Origin of the sequence: Okeania sp. SIO2F4 (genome assembly GCF_010672385.1) — a bacterium.
In the GTDB taxonomy this organism is placed as follows: domain Bacteria; phylum Cyanobacteriota; class Cyanobacteriia; order Cyanobacteriales; family Microcoleaceae; genus Trichodesmium.
Map to the genome: position 1 here is coordinate 1 of NZ_JAAHGT010000059.1, position 21,141 is coordinate 21,141.

General features: G+C 37.9%; 12 protein-coding genes and 1 pseudogene. 7 read left to right on the forward strand and 6 right to left on the reverse strand.

All coding sequences use genetic code 11. The annotated features are described in order from the left end of the window. Positions 1 to 513: 513 nt before the first annotated feature. From F6K22_RS06300 to F6K22_RS06310, 3 genes are all read right to left on the reverse strand, one after another. Positions 514 to 3,516 (reverse strand): glycosyltransferase family 39 protein, encoded by a 3,003-nt coding sequence (locus F6K22_RS06300; protein ID WP_293094717.1) that lies wholly within the window; start codon positions 3,514 to 3,516, stop codon positions 514 to 516. 376 nt (positions 3,517 to 3,892) lie between these two features. Further along, on the reverse strand, positions 3,893 to 4,228 hold the full coding sequence (locus F6K22_RS06305) for a XisI protein (protein WP_293094719.1): 336 nt from the start codon (positions 4,226 to 4,228) through the stop codon (positions 3,893 to 3,895). Beyond that, positions 4,198 to 4,632, reverse strand: a complete 435-nt coding sequence (locus tag F6K22_RS06310) for an element excision factor XisH family protein (RefSeq protein ID WP_293094722.1) — start codon at positions 4,630 to 4,632, stop codon at positions 4,198 to 4,200. The genes F6K22_RS06305 and F6K22_RS06310 overlap by 31 nt, the downstream gene beginning before the upstream one ends. A 351-nt stretch (positions 4,633 to 4,983) precedes the next feature. On the opposite strand from F6K22_RS06310, the pseudogene F6K22_RS06315 reads away from it, so the two are divergent. The 6 genes and pseudogenes from F6K22_RS06315 to F6K22_RS41770 all read left to right on the forward strand — a co-directional run. Further along, positions 4,984 to 5,166, forward strand: a pseudogene (locus tag F6K22_RS06315) (hypothetical protein); the annotation flags it as partial. Then, positions 5,159 to 6,265: a tetratricopeptide repeat protein gene (locus F6K22_RS06320; RefSeq protein WP_293094726.1), complete on the forward strand. Its 1,107-nt coding sequence runs from the start codon at positions 5,159 to 5,161 to the stop codon at positions 6,263 to 6,265. The pseudogene F6K22_RS06315 and the gene F6K22_RS06320, both read left to right, overlap by 8 nt. A gap of 115 nt (positions 6,266 to 6,380) precedes the next feature. Beyond that, positions 6,381 to 6,800, forward strand: coding sequence for a DUF29 family protein (locus tag F6K22_RS06325; protein ID WP_363272955.1), 420 nt, complete (start codon positions 6,381 to 6,383; stop codon positions 6,798 to 6,800). Positions 6,801 to 7,080: 280 nt separating this feature from the next. Beyond that, positions 7,081 to 8,544: a polysaccharide deacetylase family protein gene (locus tag F6K22_RS06330; RefSeq protein ID WP_293094729.1), complete on the forward strand. Its 1,464-nt coding sequence runs from the start codon at positions 7,081 to 7,083 to the stop codon at positions 8,542 to 8,544. A gap of 323 nt (positions 8,545 to 8,867) precedes the next feature. Then, positions 8,868 to 9,260, forward strand: coding sequence for a hypothetical protein (locus tag F6K22_RS41765; protein WP_363272957.1), 393 nt, complete (start codon positions 8,868 to 8,870; stop codon positions 9,258 to 9,260). A 9-nt stretch (positions 9,261 to 9,269) separates the two neighbouring features. Then, positions 9,270 to 9,479, forward strand: coding sequence for a hypothetical protein (locus F6K22_RS41770; protein ID WP_363272959.1), 210 nt, complete (start codon positions 9,270 to 9,272; stop codon positions 9,477 to 9,479). A gap of 159 nt (positions 9,480 to 9,638) precedes the next feature. On the opposite strand, the gene F6K22_RS06340 is transcribed toward F6K22_RS41770, so the two are convergent. The 3 genes from F6K22_RS06340 to F6K22_RS06350 all read right to left on the reverse strand — a co-directional run bounded on the left by F6K22_RS06340 (position 9,639) and on the right by F6K22_RS06350 (position 18,176). Then, the gene (locus F6K22_RS06340; RefSeq protein WP_293094732.1) at positions 9,639 to 10,775 is read right to left on the reverse strand and encodes an agmatine deiminase family protein; all 1,137 of its coding nucleotides are present in this window, start codon (positions 10,773 to 10,775) and stop codon (positions 9,639 to 9,641) included. Positions 10,776 to 11,112: 337 nt separating this feature from the next. Next, complete coding sequence (locus tag F6K22_RS06345) at positions 11,113 to 13,941, reverse strand: zinc-dependent metalloprotease (protein ID WP_293094734.1); 2,829 nt, start codon at positions 13,939 to 13,941, stop codon at positions 11,113 to 11,115. 1,022 nt (positions 13,942 to 14,963) lie between these two features. Beyond that, the gene (locus F6K22_RS06350; protein WP_293094737.1) at positions 14,964 to 18,176 is read right to left on the reverse strand and encodes a DUF1574 family protein; all 3,213 of its coding nucleotides are present in this window, start codon (positions 18,174 to 18,176) and stop codon (positions 14,964 to 14,966) included. Between the two features lie 1,529 nt (positions 18,177 to 19,705). Here F6K22_RS06350 and F6K22_RS06355 point away from each other — a divergent pair. Beyond that, positions 19,706 to 19,936, forward strand: a complete 231-nt coding sequence (locus tag F6K22_RS06355; RefSeq protein WP_293094740.1) for a hypothetical protein — start codon at positions 19,706 to 19,708, stop codon at positions 19,934 to 19,936. The last annotated feature ends 1,205 nt before the right edge of the window (positions 19,937 to 21,141 follow it).

Sequence of the window (21,141 nt, forward strand, 5' to 3'; positions counted from 1 at the left end):
GAGTTCCCACCGATTTTAAGCCTGTGGAGAAGATAAGTTACAGCCCATGGGGCAGTGGTCTTCATTGAAGCAGGAAGCTTGTCTCCAGAGCTGCTAACATCAGTTTGGGTAAGTTTGGGTAAGTTCAGCAGAACGGAATTACATGAGGATGATTGAGGGACAATTCTTCCTCAATTTTTCCGTGCTTGTCTGCTCAAAATGTGAGAATTTTGAGCTCATAGGAGCAAAAAGCTTGCACTTGTTTCGTACAGACAAATTAAAAAAGTGTGGGGAGAGGGGGAAGAGGGGGAGGAGGGGGGAGTTTATAGCTATTTATTGTCTAAAAAAGTACATTTTTTTGAGAATTTTTAAGTGAATCAAAGGGAGCGCTCGCTCCTGATTCTAAAAAAAGTATGGGGAGAGGGGGAAGAGGGGGAGGAGGGGGGAGTTTATAGCTATTTATTGTCTAAAAAAGTACATTTTTTTGAGAATTTTTAAGCGAGCGCTCGCTCCTGATTCTATATAACTTCTAAATTATGACTTTTGACTTATCAACTCCTGCCACGCTTGGACTAAATTTCCTTGCATTAAAGCTGCAATGCCATTTAATGACCTAATCTCTGGTTGATGAGGGTCAATTTCCAAAGCAGACTTTAAAGCTATTTTTGCCCCCCCAGGATTAAGATCGTATAAATAGACAAAAGCTAAATAAGCATAAGCAAAGGGGTTTTGAGAATCTAACTCAGTTATCCTAGTTAAAGTAGCGATCGCTCCCTCTGCATCTTTTTGTAAAACTTGGGCCAAAGCTAAACTATAGAGCAATTCTAAATTATCTGGTTCCTGTTGCAAACGATAGGTTAAAGTTTGTTCTGCTTGCTTAGTATAATCTTGAACTGGATCGTATTGGTTAACTCGCGCCACTTCCTCAAATACAGTTTCCAACCCCTTTATTCCCAGGGGTAACTTTTGACCCCACATCCGCAACTGCGTTACTAAATCTAATTCTGGTGCTGGTAATATTTGCGCTTGGGGGTCAACTTCTACCCGCACGGGTGGTTGTACGGCAATAGGATAACTTTCCCCAGTTTCTCGGTTAAGATAGGTCGCCTCTAATAGATAAGTTCCCGGTGCGATATTAGATGGGGGTAACATTCCTATTCGTTCAATAACTTCAAACCCGACCTCAGACTTATTTGCTTGAAATATTCCGGGGTGTAGACTTCCCATTCCTATAGCGCGATCGTGAATGAATCTGGTGATAGGTTTTTCTGATAATGAGAGAGGGAACAGGGAACAGCGGTGCGACCCCGCGTCGGCGACAGACGCAAGCGGTCGGACCCCGCGACAACGCCAGTCGCAAGGGAACGCCGACCAAGAGAGGGAATGCGCACCAAGAGAGGGAACAGGGAACAGGGAGTCAGTAGGATGTGTAATTAATTTTGAGTATGAATCTATATTTTTCTCAGAAACTAATGGCTTAAATTGTGGTTGATTAATATTTTCTCGGCGATAAGTTAATAAGACTAAACCTGACTGTAATTCTTGCCAGGAACCAGACCATTTATAGGTAATTGGTATGGTTGTTCCCGGTCTAATTTTTGGCGATAAAATTATATAGTCTAGTTTGACTTTTTCCTGTGGTTTATTCAGGGGATGAACCTCTACAGGTAAAAACTGATTACGATAGAGATTTAAGTTGCTATTATCTGGCAACTGCCAACTTTTTTGTAGTTGAAAATTCGGGTGTTGTTCGATGAGATTAACAATAGCAGCTTGAGCTTTTTTAATTCTTTTAACAGAACCTTGTTCGTTAGTTTTTGTGACAAACCAAGAAAGCGATCGCGCATCTTGTTCTACTTGTTTTAAGTTAGTTCCGACTTGCCGACCATAGACTTGTAACTTTTGCAGAGCGCCGTAATAATTTAGGTTATGTTGATTAATTTCTGGAGTGGAAGGTAAAACTCCTAAAGTTGATTGTAAATAGGGGTCAGTTTTGACAATTTCGGCAATTACTTTTCTATGAGGAAATTCTTTACCTAAATGAGCATAATAAGTAGCACCAGGACTTAACCAAGCAGTAATTTTTTTGAGGAAAATTACATCTACATGCCAGAGATTCAATAACATTAAAAGAATTGCTAAACCAATGGTAAAGTAGCGAATTTGTTTTCCTACTTTTCTCGGAAATTGCATTAAACCAAAGGCTAATAAAATTGATAAAACTGGCAATAATGGCAAGGTGTAACGAAAATCTTTGTTGATATTGAGAGAGCAAATTAGATATCCGCCAATTAAAAATACAGATAGCCATTGAAAAGAATGGAGCTGAGTTGAAAAATTTTCTTGCTTTTTGTTGAGTCGGATAAAGTAAAAAATCAATCCACCAATGGGAATAATTAATAGAGGCAAAGAAATATGATAAGGGAGTAATTTTCCATAATAAATCCAGGCGTCTAAACTTAAGAGATTGGGGTCGCCTTCAGCAATAGCAGAATCTACTGTTGCCCGTTTACCAGCAGTTAACATTAATAGCCAATTTGTTCTCGCCCAAGGATAAAAAATTGCGACCGATAAGCACAGAGAATAAATTAGTTGAATTAGTTTGTACCACTGCCGTTTTTTGAGAAGATTTATCCCTATCCAAAGCAACGGCGTAAACAGAAAAAATATCGTGGTTTGCTTAACTAAAATTGCCAGACCGAAAGTCAAACCAAAAGCAGTCGCCCAAAGCCAATTCTTTAGAGTTAAAGATATAAGTAAATTACACCAGATTGCAGGTATATGAGGTACAAATATAAATCGTAAATTTTTTGTAGTGCGGGCATCTTGCCCGGGACTGGTGTACCTCACTAATATGAAATACGCTGTATTTGCTAGAGTAGAGATTTTTGACAGGAATTTATCGAAAATAGAGGTTGTTTCAGAATTAAAATTCAACTTTTCTTTGTCAATTTTTCCCGTTTTATGCTCCCTATTCCCTCTTCCCTCTTCCCTACTCCCTACTCCCTGCTCCCTACTCCCTGTTGAAAAATACCAAAATGTCAAACAACAGAAACTTAAAGTTACCATTGCTGTGAGGGGATAGTCGAGTAAAAATTGTAAACGATATCTATATAATCCCGGAAATAATATTGATAATACTGCTGCCCAGAAACCAACTTGTCGATCAAATAATTTACTGCCTAAACTATAAACTGAAGTCACTAAAATAGCACTAAATAATAGATGTACTAAAGTTGCTTCATCAGCACCCCTACCAAAAATATTTTGAAGTGGAACAGTAATAATATAAGTTAACGGTGGCACCTTCGGCGAAAGTTGCCAGAAGTGTTGCCACCATTCCCCAGAAAACAATTGTACATTTTGGAAAACACGCCAATAGGTTAGGGAACCCGTAAGATAATCCGCTTGATCCCAAGCAGGAACAGAATTATCAAAAGCAAACCAGAGGCGATCGCTCACCGCTGCAAATAACCATAGGATAGTTAAGGTAAGGATATGATTAATTTTGGGTTGTTTTTTTTCTTGGGCAATCATAATTTCAGTTATCAGTTTAGTAGGTTGGGTTGAGGAACATTTGCGAAGCATTTCCAACGGAAAAACTCAACAAAGTCAGTCTATTAAAGTGCGTTAGACGGCTAAAATTTAGACTATGAAAAGGATTCAACAATGCCGTCGCAACGCACCCTACTGCCGTGTCAACCTTGAAAATGTGAGTTAAAGAACCTAACCCCCCAACCCCCTTCCCTGGTAGGGAAGGGGGAGTCTTTCCCCCCTCTCGGAGCAGGAGAGGGGTTGGGGGAGAGGTCTCCATACTCGCTCCTAACCCACCATTTTAGTCTTGACACGGCACTACGCTTTTCGCGCAGCATTCGGCACCGAATGCTTTGCAACAGCGAAAACGCTCCTCAAATTAACAAACTGCAAAATCGGTTATCTTACGTTTTTCAGGGGTATAAAACCCTAAAACAATTTTGTCTTGAGGAACCCCTTCTGCTAACAATTCTCCTGCTATACCATCTTCAATTCCGTCGCGATGAATCCAAATTTTATCGCCTATGATTTCCAGATGAACTATGCAACCATGAACCATTTTATGACCCTCTACTCCCACAATCATTAATAAATAATGGTTTTGTTCTCGGTCAAAAACCGTTTTTCTTTCTACTTCGCTATCAGAATAGCGCAATTTAGCGTATTCGCCGATTATTTTCTCGATTATTTGTTGATATTTACTGATGGTATCCATTCAATAATTACCTCCTCTAATTTGTGGAAAGCTACTAAATTTAAGCGTTGGTTTTCTAGCATTAGTTTGCCGATGGGTTCGCTAAATATGCCCTCATAAGCTTCTTCATCTACTGCTAAGTAGGGAATTCTTTCTGGGTTTGTTTTTTTGAGTACATCATGGTAAACGATATATTGACCAACCGCATTTTCTAGGTCATTGATTGGGGAAGGACTTGCAAAACTTTTCAATTCTACTGCTATTTTTACTTCTTCTTTTTCTGCTGCCAGAAGTAAAGAAGCACCCAAATCGACGAACATATCTCTGGAACCCCACTTGATAACGTAAGGGTCATCGGTTATGCTCCAATTATCTTTGACTAAAGCATTAATTAAGTTGTTATGGTAAGCATCTCTAGCTGGCATAAAGAAATACTGAGGGTAGTTTTTATATAGAAACCGGGTTTATTGATGAGTTTCTGTTAGTTTTGCTTGGACTTTTTCCAAGTCTGCAACTGTCAGAGACATAGATAATTTCCTGTTACTATTTGAGACTGTTGCTGGTATTATACCAGAAAATTTATTGAGAATGCCACCATTTCAGTTATCAGTTACCAGTCATCATTTATGATATGATAAGTTAATAATTAGAGGAAATATTAATGGAGAAAATTCAGATTTCCTTACCAGATTAACTGGCCTCTTTCCTAAAGAAAAAAATGGGGAAATTTAGAACGTAAGCTAATAGAAATAATTGTGGTATAAGCTTATCGCGAAGGTTCTATTAGTAGCGGTAAATTGCCAGAATTATTGGGATTTTCAACCCCTTTAGAAGCAGATAAATTTCTTAAGTCTAAAGGTGTTGATTTAGATTACGATGAAGAAGATTTTATCAGCTGTAGAAAAACAGGATTGAACATATATAAAAATCTTCTAAAGGTAATAGTGAATTATGGATGAACAAGACTATTTGAATTTTTTGGAAAGGGTATTACAAACTGTTGGAGAAACCCAAAATAATCCAAAATTTGTCTATCCTCTACTTCAAGAAAATCTAGATAAACTCAATAAACATTTCGCCCAAATACTAAAGGCTTGGGCAGATCGTAATTTTCAAATTATTGAAAACGAAGAAGTTGAAGAAACTGCTGGTCGTATTATGGATTTTAGCTGTTTAATTCAACAGTTTCCTTTCGGTAACAGAGCCAGCAATATAGAAATCGCTATTATGGGTCATCAACAGGTATTACGAATATACACTCGCGAAACTTTTCTTCAATACTGGATAAGAACTCATATTAACTTAGCCGATGCTTACATAAAAAGGATAGAAGGAAATAAGGCAGATAATATTGAGAAGGCAATCGCTGCTTGTCAAAAAGCATTACAAATATGTACTCGTAAGGCTTTTCCTCAAGATTGGGCTAATGCTTACAATAATCTAGGTCTTGCTTATTTTGAGAGAATTGAGGGAGAAAAAGCGAGTAATATTGAAAGGGCAATTAATAACTATAAAAAATGTTTTCAAGTTTATACTCCTGAAACTTTTCCTAAATATTGGGCAAGAACTTACAGCAATCTAGCTACCACTTACATAATAAGAATAGAAGGAAAAAAAAAGGATAATCTTGAGAAGGCAATTGATGCTTTGAAAAAAGTCTTGCTAGTTTTTAACAGTCCATCCCCTGTTTGGGCTATGAGTCAAACTAATCTAGGTAGTGCTTATTACTACAGAATAGAAGGAGATAAAGAAGAAAATCTTGAGAAGGCGATCGCTGCTTTAAAAAAAGCATTACAAGTTTATACCTATGAAACTATTCCCCAGAAATGGGCAATGATTCAAAACAATCTTGGTTTGATTTACACAGATAAGATTAAACCAAACCAAGCAGATAATCTGGAGAAAACAGTCGAATATTTTCAACAGGCTTTGCGAGTTTATACTTATGAAGACTCTTCGATTACTTCAAGAGCTTCTAGAGCTTCTGCATTATTTGTTAGTTCGGAGCGTAAGTTTTCAATCTGTTCTGGTGTAAGTTTCATCATAGAGTTATTCTAATTTACTTACTTAATTTTACTACACCTTTATGATATAATGAGTTAATAACAACAGGAAAAACTCATGCAGCAAATACTCCCCTTTTAACTACCAATAATTTATAGGAAAATAACTAATGACAACTGAAGAATTAATCGACTTAAGGACTTGCATTATGGAAGGTAGAAATCAGGATGCTTTAGCAATTATTGACGAACTGGATGCCATGAGTAAAAAAGACACGCTTTTCAAGATAGATTCTTATTTAACTGTGATGTTAATTCACTTAATAAAAAATCAGGTGGAAGGGCGATTAACTAATTCCTGGGCCGTATCAATTCGGGCTTCGATTAGAAAAATTCAAGTCTTGAATTTGAGGCCAAATAAAACCTCTTATTACATCAAAGAAAATGAATGGGATGAGATGCTAGAAAATGCTATAGAACTTGCTATTGATAATGCCAGCGTGGAAGTTGAAAATGGCGTTTACAGTCCGTTTCAACTGGATGAAATGGTAGACAAAAATTCTGTAATCACAACTGCTAAGAGTTTTTGAGCCTTAACTTACAGTTATTCTGCTAAAGATTTGTCAGCAGTTATTAAGCATAATTTGACTTTATTACCCGGTGGGGAAGATTGGAAATTTGGTAGGAGAAATAAGTAGGGGAACTATTAAAAAAGCGATCACTTCCATTATAATAAGATCGGGACTTACGCATGCAACTCCCTTGAAAACGCCATCTGTAGGGGCGAATGCCATTCGCCCTCACTCGATTTAGTGTCCGTGCGTAAGTCCTGATGATGAATTAATAACTAGAGGAGTGAAAAATATTAAAGTGCTAAGAAAACTAAAATCATACCATAGCCTTTTTATCTATAGTATTTTAATCTTAATATCTGCCTGTAGCAACACATCAAATATTTCCGATAACCCTACACCCACTAACAATACAATTTCCAAATTAGAGACATTAAAATTTGAAAAAAAGCCCATTAACGACAAAGGTGGATACTTCTATACTAACGGCGAATACGTTCTTGGACCATTCACCAAAACAATGATTAAAAAATGTCGAGAATGGGGAGGTGGAGGCAGTTGTAATAGTAACCAATGGTCAGAAAAATTATTTCTCCAAGCTTACGGAAACAGAAGATGTCCGGAGGGTTCTCGCTTCAACAAAATTATCAGTTATTGCGTCGAAAATAACCAAGTCATGGGTCCTTTTACCCAAGAATTAATTTCTGCTTGTATCAAAGCTAATGGCGGAAATAGCTGTCAGTTAAACCTTTGGAATGCTCGTTTTCTATACAAACTGATGCAAGATATAGAGATGACAAGCAAAACACCACCCCAGTTTGTCATGTTAGCATTTGATGGTTCCCGTTCCCTAGATGCTTGGAAAAGGTCGCGTAATTTTGCCAAGGAAATGGAAAAAAAAGGCGTTAACGTTCGCTTCACTTATTTTGTCAGTGCTGTATATTTTGTCAGTAAAGACAAACGGAAACTCTACAACGCTCCCCGTGGCAAAGGTCAAGGTCGTTCGGATATTGGTTGGGGAGGAAAACCTGAAGATATTGCTCTGCGACTCGAACAGGTTAACCTCGCTTACCAGGAAGGTCACGAGGTCGGTTCTCATGCAGTGGGTCATTTCAACGGTAGTAAATGGAGCAAGCAAGACTGGGGAGAGGAGTTTGCATATTTCGATAAGTTTCTGTTTGAAGCTCATAAAATTAACAACTTGTCAGGTTCCCTCGTATTCGATCGCAATGCCATAGAAGGTTTTCGCGCTCCCTTATTAGCCAGAAGTCCGGGTTTGTATCAGGTTCTCGCAAAGGATGCTTTCCGCTACGACACAAGCAAAGTCGCTTCTTCTAACTATTGGCCGCGTCAGGAAAACGGTATTTGGAATTTTCCCCTAGCTAGTTTGACTAACTCCAGTGGCAAGAAGGTGTTATCAATGGATTACAATTTTTATTATCTGCATTCTCGGGCAAAACCCAATCCTCGCAATGCTAAACGTTATGAGGAAGATACTTATAAAACTTACATGAGGTATTTTCAGCGAAACTATAATGGCAACCGCGCTCCCATACATATCGGGCATCATTTTTCAGCTTGGAATAACGGCGCGTACTGGAATGCTATGTTTAGGTTCGCTGAGTCTGTCTGCGGTTTGCCCGAAGTTCGGTGCGTCACTTATAGCGAGTTGGCAGATTTTATGGACTTGTTGAGTGAGGAGCAAATTAATACCTATCAAGAGGGTAATTTTCCTAAAAGTTCTGAGGATAAAAACGATTAGGAAATAGACAAGATGCGTGTGTTATATCATGTCGGGTTGAATAGTTATAAATAATTAGGGAGGAGTCAGGAGACAGGAGACAGGAGACAGGAGAAAAGAATGTACCAGGAGAAAGAAGTGTTTTTATCACTAATTATCCTGACATAATATTATGATAGACTTAGGAGGCGATCGCTCTTTTTATTGCTAAAGCGATTTCTATTACTATTCCCTATTCCCTCTCTTGGTCGATTGGATATGGCGAGGAGACCTCGCCATCCCTCGACCGCTATTCCCTCGACCGCTATTCCCTAGCGCTATAACAAAACAAGGAGCCGAAAGCCATGTCCTATAGTGAATTTAAAACCATAGCTGAGGTGCGCGATCGCTTTGAGCTGAGAGTAGATGAGTCAAAAAAATTATTTGCTGACATTCCTCCTGTAGAAGTCAGCGAATTTATGCAACAAATCTTGGAACGAAATATTCCTCTCGCCAATGCTATCAATACAGAAAAAGCCCGTTCTGAACTTTTAATTGCGCCTACCCTATTAGAAATCAGGCAGATGTATAAAAATGAGGTGGGTTTTTTTTCTGGTTCGGAATTCAATATTGATTCAGAGTTAGGATTAAACGGTTATTGTGACTTTATTTTAACAGCTTCAAGAGAAATTTATGAAATATCCCGACCAGTGCTGACATTAGTTGAAGCCAAGAATGAAAATATTAAAGGAGGTTGAGCTAAGTGTATGGCTGAAATGATTGCTGCTCAAAGATTTAACTTGAGAGAAAATATCAATTTGTCGATTTATGGAGCCGTCACAACAGGAACTATCTGGCAGTTTATTCTCTTAGAAGGTAATTTCCTCTGTATCGATCTGCGTGAATACTATATCAGAGACACCGAAAAACTTTTGGCTATGAGTGTCTCATCCGTTTCAGGAATATTTTGGAAATGATAGCACTCGTCTAGGCTAAAATTGTGGGTAAAAAACCTAACCCCCCAACCCCCTTCCCTGGTAGGGAAGGGGGGGAACATTCCCCCCTCTCCTATAAGGAGAGGGGTTGGGGGAGAGGTCTTCATTAACTCGCTTAACTTTTAACTTTTAACTTTTGATTTACTTTGGTTCCTGCTGAGTCGTACAATGTATTCCACCTCCTCCAGCAGCAATTTCATCAATATTAATTTGTACAATATCTCGACCAGGAAAAAGTTCTGCTAAAGTTTCCTTTGCACGTCGATCTGCCTGGCGATCTCCAAATTCTGGAGCAATGACCGCACCATTAATAACGTAAAAATTAATATATCCTGCTGCAAAATCATCATCAGTTTCGTATCCCGATCGTATCTTTTTCGGACCCTCAAGTACAACAACTTCCAGTTGATTCCCATCCGCATCGGTTGCTGAGCGGAGAATTTGCAGATGTTTTTTGGTAACTGCATGGTCAAAAGAATCAGGATCTGGATCGTATCCAGCAATAACAACACCAGGAGCAGCAAAACGGGCATAAAAATCTGTATGACCATCGGTAATATCATAACCTCTAATACCTGGTAGCCAAATAATTTTATGTAACCCCAATAAAGCTTTCAATTCTGCTTCACAGTCAGCTTTACTCCAACCAGGATTACGATTATCATTAATAATACAACTTTCAGTCACGATCGCCGTTCCCTGACCATCAACTTCAATACCACCACCCTCAAATACAAGGTCTGTATTGAACAATGGTACTCCAGACTGTTTGGCTACAAACCGAGCTACTTTAGCATCACGACTATGATATTGCTTGTTTCCCCAACCATTAAAATTAAAATCAATAGCTGCTTTCTCGCCAGCATCATTGACAACAAAAACGCAACCTGTATCCCTCATCCATAGGTCATCTATTGGGCAAACAATCAATTCTACATCAGTACCACATTTAGCTATAGCTACCTTATAGTCTTCCTTCCGTACTAACATTTTAACAGGTTCATATTTGACAATAGCTTTAGCAATTCTGGCGAGATTATCTTGTACCCCAGAAGCGTATTTCCTTCCCCAAATATCTGCACTAGCACTAAAAGCCATCCAAGTAGATAAATGGGGTTCGGCTTCATCGGGCATAAAAAAGGAAGAATTTGATGGCATAGAAGATGAGATGTTATTTGATAATTGAGAATTAGGTGTGGAAAAGGCAGCAAAACTTTTTCCTGAGACAATCAAACCTGATGTTGTTGCCATTAATTGTAGAAAAGAGCGTCTATTCATAGAGTATATTTTAAATTTAAAAAGATTTATGCACCATCTCAAATAATATCAAATCCGGTAGTATTGGTGTTATTCAGCATTAAAGGTAAAAGTCTATATTGTAGGGGCGAATGGCCATTCGCCCTACACATTGTATGATGATTGATGGAATTATATTACTCCGATTTTTCAGGAACCGTAGCCAACTGATTTGATATGAAGCAAAGCCAAACCCAACAAATTGGTTTCTTATAACATACCAGTATTTTTTGAGGAAGTTAAGGTCTGAGACATCTTAGTTCAGGTTCAAAACCTCTAAAATCTTACTTTTGACTTTTGACTTTTGAATTTTGAATTTCTAATTAGACTCCAACTGTGCATTCAAAGTTTTCACAATTCGATCGCGTGTTTCTTCTAAATGCGCCCTAGTATACTCATCCATCTTCTTACCCCGCTTTTTGATCGCCTTCTGCAAATCTTTATCTAGTTCTCGCAGTTCATACCAAGCTAAACTCCGAGCATCTTCAGGCACTCTACGATAGCGCAATACCATTGAAATTAACAAGTTCAGATGTTCCCTCTGTAAAGAACGACGCATACCAGAAATCTCGACTTCTCCCCCAGTTGGTTGTAAAATTTCCCTCCAAATACTATTTTGCAGAGTATCAAAAAGTTCTGGCAATTTCAAAACATTATCTGGCGTTGTCTTCAATTCCATATCTCGCAGACGAGTTAGACGAGTATTGGAAAGGAGCGATCGTAAAACTATTCGTTGCAGCAATAAAATACGATCTTGAATAGAATAGTCTAAAGGAAACAACCAACCATAGGTTCCCCAATGCCGCCAACGTGAGGGTGGTAACTTATTCAGCAAATCTGGTGAGAACTGAAACGCATCCTCACTAAAAACATATTTATCTAGTATTTCTAATGCTTGGCGTTGTTGATCTACAGATATTGGTTCAAATGGCAAACGACCATTAACGTTTTTGATATTTTCTCGGTTAAATGACTGACTCCCCACATACAAAGTAGCATCTATAATTTGCCGCAAATAATAAAAGAAAACCGTATCAAACATTATCCGGATGTCACTATAACTTTCATCGCTTCTGGGAACGCGCTTTTCTAAATTTTTCCACATCTTCCAAGCGTTATCTAACTGCCATTGAGCGTAAATCAATGTATTGCTGCTCAGGTCAAACCTATTTGCTGCAGGATCAATACCATCAGTGTCTTCATCCGTTGCATAAGATAGTTCTGGTTGTACTGCTCGACTCGCAATGTCTTGTAAAAATGCTTTTTCACCAATATAACTAGCTATTCCACTAGGTTTGTAACCATATTCAATTGCCCACTCATCATAAGGACCGACTACAACCGGAAAGTAGTCTCCTTGTGTTGTTCCCTCTGGTGCGAGGTTGACTGGTACATAATCCATTACAGATGCAACTAACCCTTTTGTTTGAGTAATGCTGGTATCATTCAACTGTTCTGGGTCTAACATGGTACTACCGTGGAAATTATGTCTGAGACCAAGAGTATGTCCGACTTCATGAGCAGTCAGATGTTTTAAGAACTGATTGACATACTTTTCTATTTCTGTACTATAAGGTCTGACGTTTTGCAAAACATCCATTGCTATTGCTCCTACTGCTAACTGTTGAGATGAGTTCCAACCAAAACAAAAGTGTTCTGATGAGTGAGAGTTTAATAATGATGACTTACGAGAAGATAAATATTGTGCTTGTAGGGATTGAGGAATTATAGATTCTATATTGTTATTTTTGTTTGAAATATTTGTTTCTGCCTCAGTTTCTAGATTATCTAAATAACGAGAATACATATCTAAAACACAGGGATTGTAATTTTTTCCATCCTTAGTTTTAAAAGCCTTACCCAAAGATTTATTTTGTAAAACTAGATTGCCTATTCTACCATATTTAATATCCCTAATAATACTTGCATTTAGAATAATATCTGCATCTAAAATTTGCCCTGTTAATGGATTAATACGGGAAGGTCCATAGCCGTCCAACCAAGGTTCAAAGGTTGTAGACCAACGAATCGTACTGTAACGAACATCTGCTGGATCCCAAGTAGCATTATCAGGCATTTGTTTGACTTGAATAGCATCAATAAATCCTGCTTTTTCAAATGCTTTATTCCACATCAATATTCCTTCTCGAATGGCATCACGATATTCGATTGGTACTGTATTTTCTATCCAGAAAGTTATTGGTTCTAGGGGTGGTGATAAAGGTGCGCTCGGAATTTGTTTTTCTAGATGCCATCTATTAATATAACGGACAAAGGGTTGGCGACGATTATTGTCAGAAACATCTTGATAAGCACTAATATCATAACCGACTCTTTCATCTCCAAGTCGAGGAATATAACCATTATTTATTGGTAATTCAGAAAAACTGTAGCGAACTCTAAGATTAAAAGCACGACTATCTGGTACAGATTCTAAATATTCTGGGTATTCTTCATTTAGGATACCATATACTGACTCTAATTCTATATTTAAAGGAAATGCTTTAGCATCACTAATATAAGAATTTTCATATTCTATTGAATAATCTTCAGGTAGTATTTTCTCTAGGGATGGTAAGTTTAAATCCCCTAGCAATAAATTTTCTAAATCAATTAGTAGGGTTTGCCTTTGGGGATGAGTTGCTTCTATAGGCAAAGAATATAAAACTGAGTCACTAAAAGAACGTTTAATTGAACGAGCTTGTGGGTCTAATTCATTAGTACGGAACTTGATATTTGGCAAAACAAATTTAATATTATCTTGATGTCGGCGTAGTTGAAAGACAAAACCTTCATCGTCAATACCTTTATCGTTAATTGGTACACCACTAATCAAACCTTCCTCACCAATACCTGATTCTAAAGTAATAAAACAAAGGAAATTTTTATTCAGTTGTTCTGGTTGAATTTCCATTAATGTTTTACCTGTTTCTTGGTCTCGATAAAGGGTAAACATTCCTTCTAGTTTTTCATACCCATCAACTAATTTTTCATAAGTATTATCTTGTGCTTCTGCATTACTAATTAATTGTGGTTCTTCTGAAATATTTACGATTGAAGCTCTGGTCGTAGGAATGATAAATATTACCCATATTAATGATAGAGAAAACACCAGTAATATATTTATAACTTTACTAATTTTTAGCATAATTATTTTCTCTAGTTGTTTTATCTGCTGATGAGTTTTATTTTGCTTTATCGTCCACATAATTCATTCAGGAATAAGAAAGAAGTATATATTTCAGTTATCAGTTATCATTACATCCGGTTTAACCCAGAGGCTTGACATAAGGAATAAGCTAATACGCATTTTAAATGCGTCTTAGCAAGTCAAAAGTCATCCATTCAAAATTCAAAATTAATAAGGGTTTTCTTCTTATACTAGGCATACAACAAATATGTGGTTTAAATGCCTAACAGCTTATTCTCTTTTTTTATCCCCTTAAAAGGGGAGGTTTTAGACCTTTTTTTTTTGGTAATTAATCATTATTAATTATTAATTATTAATTATTGAACCACCTTACCTGATTTGATCAACTTAGGTTTCCTGTTTTCTATAATAATTCAAAAAATTATCAATTGCCAATATCTTAGAGTCAAAAAATATTAATTCATTTTGAATTAATTGAGAAATAAATAAGATAATTTTTCTGCTTTTTTCTTTCTGCTTCGTTCTTCTTTACCGAAAAATTAAGGTTTAAAGCCTCTCATGAGCAAGGAGAAAAAGCAGTCGTTTGCCCAGCATTCCGTAGGATGGGATGGCGGGGAAACCTTGCCATATCCAATCGACTAAGAGAGCAGTCGTTTGCGGAGCATGAGTAGGATGGGATGGATGGGTTACATCATGTCCGGTTGAATAGTTATAATTAAAGTTTGTAGTAGGGCTTGAGCAAAAAGTATGTATCGGGCTCTTGCCCTACTACAAACCATATACTTTTTTTATCACTAATTATCCCGACATGATATAATACCATGCCTGAAAAAAAGAATTCTACAATAAATTACATCTTGATATGAGATGCTTAAAAAGAACTGCTCCAATTCATTTTAAACAACTTTGATTATCTCATACCTTATATTTTTTGAGATCCTGTACTCCCCACACTTCCCACACTTCCCACACTCCCCACACTCCCCACCCTTCCCACACCGTCCATACTCTAAGCCTATTTAAGGTTGTTGCCAAGGAATAATATTATCCTCAGCTAATGTTTGAGAAACGGCGATCGCTCCGTAAAGATTCAGATGGCTAGGGTCAGAAAAGTTACCATAAGTTTCCGGCCATGCACTACTTAAATCTCGGAAGACAAAAGCATATTCCCCAGATAACTGCTGCATATATTCCTGAAATTTTTGTTCATAAGCAGTTCGTACTTCGTCTAAATATGCTGTAGTTAAAGGCATATTTACAAATACAAAATTAATCCCTATTGACTTAGTATACTGTAGTAAATTTTTTAGTGCTGTTGTTTGTTTTCCTGTCAATTGAAAGTCTGCATAATCAGCATCGTAGTCACCAGAAACTTTAGCATAATTTTGATAGTAATTTTCTGGTTCAAATTTAATCGAAATTGGCAGAAAACCATTTGCTTGAAATTTGTCTAACTCCAGAGAATCTTCTGCTGCTAATGCCTGGTGTTCTTGCTGATGCCAAAAATTCCAATTTTTCGGATTATTAATAATTGATATGATTAAGCTTTTGAGGCGATCGCGCTGCTGATAAGTAACTGATATTTCTTCAGCTTTTTTCTCGATATTTTTGAATATTTGTTTGTATTTATTGATGCGATAATTAACTGATGTTTCTGATATATTATCCCCAATTATAAATGTGCCTGCATCTACTTGTTCATAACCTTCAGAACTGGCAATAATATCAAAAGTTCTATCAACTTTACCACTATTAAGAGCTCGAACTCCATCGGCAAAAATAATTAATTGTGGCAATTGTTCTGGTGGTAAAATCTGACGTACAATCAAATCTACTACTTGAGCAGTTGCTCCATTTACCCCAAAATTATAAATTCTTAAATCTGGATATCCTGAATTTGCTAAACTTTCCTCAAGCACTGTCGGATTAACTCCTCTTAATGCTCTAGAACTGCCAACTATTAAAATATCTGGTGGTTTTTTTTCTACTTCCAAATATTGTTGATAACGAATTAATTGTTCATCTAATTGTGTACTATTAAAAGTAGGATAAGTCGTCAATTCTGAATTTGCTTTTTCATCTAAAGTTTCTTCTGTAGGAGTTTGACAATTCGGACCTTGACAACTATTTCCAGAAAGCGAAATATCTGGAACTCGTTCTAATATTGCACCTACTTTTAAATCAGTTTGAACTGTCAAGAAAATACCCACAGCAGCATAAGCAAAAGCAGCAACCCATTTACCATAACTACGAGTGTTATATGTTAATGAATTAGTGATTTTTGTATATTCTTCTTCATTAGGAAGAAATAAACGAGAACCAATAAGTAATTGTTGGATACCTGTACACAGTTGTGCTGTAAGTGTGTATTTGTTAGGAAGTAACAGTTTTGAGTCAGTTTTTTCAGTCGTTTGTGGTGCTAACTTGAGGAAAACACGATCTGCTTTTTTACCCGATAAAAAATCCATTTCCGTAGAAGCAGCAAACTCTGGAGTTTGTTCAGAACGCTGGCGACTTCTCCGAGTAAAATTAATCCCGTAGCGCCACAAAGGCAATTTTTGACCAGCACGACGACCGTAGACCCTAACCCCACTAACTCCAGGAATTTTAAGTTGACGCAAGAAATTGGCGATAATAGGTCCTACTTGAGATTGAGAAGGACAGGTAGGAGCTTCGCTCATAACGTGCAATAATTCTTGCTTCGGTAATATTAATACCCGGATACCCCCTGTTTGCAATCTTTGATCGAGGTCGGGATTAACTAATCTATTTAATAGAAAACTAATAGCTTCATGGTTTCCCTGACTTGCCAAAACTTTAGCGTCAGCAGATAGATCGGGATTTTCCGATGCTGGTAAATTTAACCAGTCTATCCATAGAGGTGACTCTGATTTTTTGTGGTTGGTTTCATTAAGAGTACAACCATAAATGGTAGCAGCTTGGATACCTCTTGGTAGGATTTTTGCTAATTTACTAGCGATCGCTGCTTTTGTTTTCTGTTGATTTGGAGCTTGTTGGTTAGAATTATTAGTATTAGTGCAGAATAAATGTAAGGTTGATTCTTTTAGGGTAGCTCGAATATCCACTGCAAGGGTAGCCAACTTTTGTTTAAGCAACCGTTCAATGGCGGCCACATCCCCCCAACTTGCCCATTCCTTTAGCATCAAATTAGGTGGAGTTAGATCCACCCGCAACATCCAGTCAGGTGCAGTTTCACCCTGAACAAGTAGAGAAATTAAAGCTTCATGGAAATCTTTAAGCTTGAGGTCTCGTAGTTTTTGGGTAATTGGTTCCGCCAATAGAGATGGATCGGGACTATAAGCTGCTTCACAGGATACCCATAATATTTTTTGGGTTTTCAATTTATAATTTTTGGCAGCATCCTCTGATTTTGGGGTGGTTTCTGTTAATTTTTCCTTAAGTTGTCTTTCTCGAATATTGACATTTACACAGACCCCTAACTCACCTAAAATTTCACTCAAATAACTTGCAATTGCATCTGGATGGCCATATTCAGCTAATTTTTGAGAAGAAACTGTCAGGGGAGAATCAAGTAGATATCGATCAGATTCTTGAAGGTTATCTGGCTGTGTTTCTAATTTGGACTTTTCTGGTTCAGTGGGAGAAAAGGTTTCTGAATCTAATTGTGGTGATGAAAAGTTGACATGGTTTAATGTGTCATTTGTCGAGACAGAAGTCTGATGAGGAGTTAACAGCAATTCAGAGGCAATATTGTCCTGGATATCCAATTTAGAAGATTGCCCAGCACCAACTTTTGTTAATTTTTCTTCAGGTAAAGTTTGACTGCCACGATCATTTTGTAAGTAATTTTCAGGAGAAACATAATTAGATGTTAAGTGGGAATTAGTTCCTGAATCATCCGAATTAGCCGGAGTATTTATCCTCTGACTCTGAGTTGCTACCTTATTACTATCAAGTTTTACTGTCCAGTCAGGTCGCCTCCGTCCTAAAGTGCGGCCACACAGAAACATCTGGTAAATCCGAGGTTGATTAGGAGGTAGTAGAGACTCTATATCTATCTGACTCAGCGCCTGGGAAAACTGACCTAGGGCAAAGTTCATGTCGGGACATTTTTCGGCTTCACAGAGGATATGTAAATGATTGCCACGCAATCTTACCTGTACTTGTACCTCTGGAATTCCCAAGGCTTTTTGTGCCCAAATTCCTAGGGGGGATCTATTTTCCGTCGATATGATTTTATTCCCTTTCATCTTCTCCTTTGTTTGGGAGACTCCCTTGATTGGCCTAACTATTCATTGGTGACATTTTGGAATGTAGCGTATCAATAGATATAAAGAAAAGCCTCTTGCTAAAATCAGTAGAATATTGCTAAAAATTATAGGCAAATTATTATACTATAAAATATATACCAATTAGCACTAAGTCATCAGCTTTTCTTGTTTGCCAAAAAAATTGGTCTAGAGCTACTGTCCTTTTAGGATAATTTTCCTTGATAATTTGAGGACAGGTAATAAGTATAAAAGGTTTCAACCTTTTGAAAAACCTATCTATTTGGCTAATTTAAGTAGGTAGGTGGGAAAATTTACAACTACCCCCGAAGCGACAGTCACTCCGTGGAAGGAAGCAATCTCAATGGTATGAGGTGCATTAATATTTCGTTACATAGTGAGGTTTATTCGCGCCTACCTACTTATCTCAACGTTGCTTGAAGACCCGCGCTCTCCATCCCCCCTAACCCCCCTTTCAAAGCTATCCCCGATCGGGAACTCCTGAAAACCTTGTGCTCCGTGTGGGGGGGTGTGGGGGGTGTGGGAAGTGAGCATCTTGTCTGTAGTTCTCAAAAAAATGTCTAATTCAATACACTTTTCTCCAAAAAAAGCATCTCAAAGCCTAATACATAACTTGTATATAATGTCCACGTTTTATGTTAAGAAAGATGTGGGTAATGGATAGCTTTCAAAGGGGGGGAGGAGATCGTCCTATGGGAAAACCAATCAATCTTGCGGTTTTCCCAATAGTCTACTATAGTAGATAAAATTAGGTTGATAGGCTAGTAGTGTCTAGGGGAGCCTTCTCCTTGACGACGTACTGTGGAGCGCGTCTTTAGACCAGAAAGAGGCTAGACCGATTAGGCAGTTGCTTCGGCTGTCGCTGACATGAAACGCTCCGCGACATGAAAAGCGCAGTTCCTCTGTAAAGAGGCAGCAGAAAGCCCTAAGAGGGCGATGGTGAGGAATCCCGCGTTGTAGCCTAAGCGCCTGGTCGGGATGATGTCAATGCTTGGCTATGATCAACTTAGTACCCAGGGACTCTGGGGGAAAGAAATTGCCTCTCAAGTCTGGCTGTCGGGGGGATTATGCCTAGATAAGTGGCGCAGGGCAGCAATGTATAAGATAGATGTTGGAAACCCCTACTGTACCTATTATAGGTCAGCGTTGGGAGGTTAATTAACTATTGTTGATACATATTTACATAGTTATACTGGTATAGTTGTATAGATTATGCTAAATTCTGACAAACAGAACAGTTTGTCCTGCTTGCGCCAGACCACTATGTAACCGCTATCCTGATAAGTTACCCAGAGTATGGCTCACATAATTAAAACTTATGCGATGGCCGATAACCAAAGCGACTTAAGTGTTTAAAAGCGTCTACAGGTTTTCTTGTAGACATTGGGAGATACCCCCTAAGCAGGTTAATCTTGCTGTGAATTGTTAGCAAATGTTAGCAAAAGAGTATCGAATGTCACGTCGGAAAGTATGTTAATGAGGTAATACAAATGCAATCTTTTCGAGAAAATTCCTATGAAAATCCTACACTTACAACCCCTAGTTGGAAAATATCCTCAGATATTGTACTCAGCTTGGCCACGGCTCCTGTTTTGCTTGGTTTGTTGGGTAATAAAGCCATTAATGAGTTATTATCAGAAATTGGACTGTATAGTGAGGAAATATTCCGGGGCGATCGCCTACCAATGCTTAATTTTCCCGAAAATCCATCTGAGTTGTAATTTTATTTGATTTTATTATATTTCTTACCAACTTTAACTTTGTGTATCTAGGTAGATTCTTTTTTGATTTTTATTAGGACTTACAAAGGCGAAACCCTGGTGCTACGATAAATCCTTGGTTTGAACAAACATATAGATATCTACGAAAAAACAGTTTTTCTGGGTTCTGGTGCCTAAGTCTTGTTTATCTTAATCAATAGGCTTTGAATAATTAACATTCTCCCCGTGGCCTCGCTCGCCACAGGAATATATGACTACGTCACCTTTTGACGCGATATTTGAATGGGGTTGACGCTTGCTTGGGTAGTGCTACTAGCACAAATTCAACAATACTTTATTAGACATAGGCGTGAAAATTAAAAATCAAATCAATTCTCATCCAGAAATTATCTATTCTTTCTTCCTGTGAAGTGTTAAGTGTTAAGTGTTCCCTCTTTTCCGGAGATGTCTATTTGTGTTTCCAGGTTGGACAACGCAATTTCCCTTCGTTTCGCTGGGCTACATCAAACGCGTTAGCAATGGGTTTGATTATTTTTATCTCTTGCTAGCCCAGACTCAGTTTCACATCAGATCGAAATGGTATATTAACTGCAGGCGCTCGGTAGGAATTTCCACAAATTCAATTATAACAAAAGTTGCCTTTCTGGGGCAAGGCTTGAAACCCATTTTTTTTGTCAATTGCCACTACTCTCTCCACTCATGCATACCATTGAGGCTACTTTTAGTATTGATTGGTTGATTCACTCCCTAGTCGCGTACAACGTGCTAAGGGTTGGAAACAGAGTGCTGGCAAGCACCAGAAAACCTTTCTAGTTAATCCTCATTTAACTGAAGCGTCCATTAGATAACGATGCTCTTACCATGATTCATAGGTCTTCGTGTGTTAAATCTTAAATTATCACAAATTTTTGACTATGGGTTAAAACCTGCCCCAGTCCTTTCCATCCAGCCGTCAAAAGGGAGTTTATAATTCTGGAGTCTCCCACTATAAAGTGCGGAAGTAATTGCGCACACAGCTCCTCGATCATGTAATATCATGTCCGCTTAATTAGTGATAAAAAAACTTTCTTCTCCTTGTGCTCCTGATATATTCTTTTTTCCACCACTTCTCCCTCCGGAGGACTCCCTAATTATTTATAACACCAAATCCGGTTATGAAAAGCTAGTTTGTCCAAATCCTTCTAACCCTTCTGCCTTCTCCCCTC

Coding starts and splice junctions, on each gene's coding strand:
- F6K22_RS06325 (WP_363272955.1), top strand. CDS start 6,381: ATGACAACTGAAGAATTAATCGACTTAAGGACTTGCATTATGGAAGGT.
- F6K22_RS41770 (WP_363272959.1), top strand. CDS start 9,270: ATGGCTGAAATGATTGCTGCTCAAAGATTTAACTTGAGAGAAAATATC.
- F6K22_RS06345 (WP_293094734.1), bottom strand. CDS start 13,941: ATGCTAAAAATTAGTAAAGTTATAAATATATTACTGGTGTTTTCTCTA.
- F6K22_RS06305 (WP_293094719.1), bottom strand. CDS start 4,228: ATGGATACCATCAGTAAATATCAACAAATAATCGAGAAAATAATCGGC.
- F6K22_RS06355 (WP_293094740.1), top strand. CDS start 19,706: ATGCAATCTTTTCGAGAAAATTCCTATGAAAATCCTACACTTACAACC.
- F6K22_RS06340 (WP_293094732.1), bottom strand. CDS start 10,775: ATGAATAGACGCTCTTTTCTACAATTAATGGCAACAACATCAGGTTTG.
- F6K22_RS06320 (WP_293094726.1), top strand. CDS start 5,159: ATGGATGAACAAGACTATTTGAATTTTTTGGAAAGGGTATTACAAACT.
- F6K22_RS06300 (WP_293094717.1), bottom strand. CDS start 3,516: ATGATTGCCCAAGAAAAAAAACAACCCAAAATTAATCATATCCTTACC.
- F6K22_RS06350 (WP_293094737.1), bottom strand. CDS start 18,176: ATGAAAGGGAATAAAATCATATCGACGGAAAATAGATCCCCCCTAGGA.
- F6K22_RS06310 (WP_293094722.1), bottom strand. CDS start 4,632: ATGCCAGCTAGAGATGCTTACCATAACAACTTAATTAATGCTTTAGTC.
- F6K22_RS41765 (WP_363272957.1), top strand. CDS start 8,868: ATGTCCTATAGTGAATTTAAAACCATAGCTGAGGTGCGCGATCGCTTT.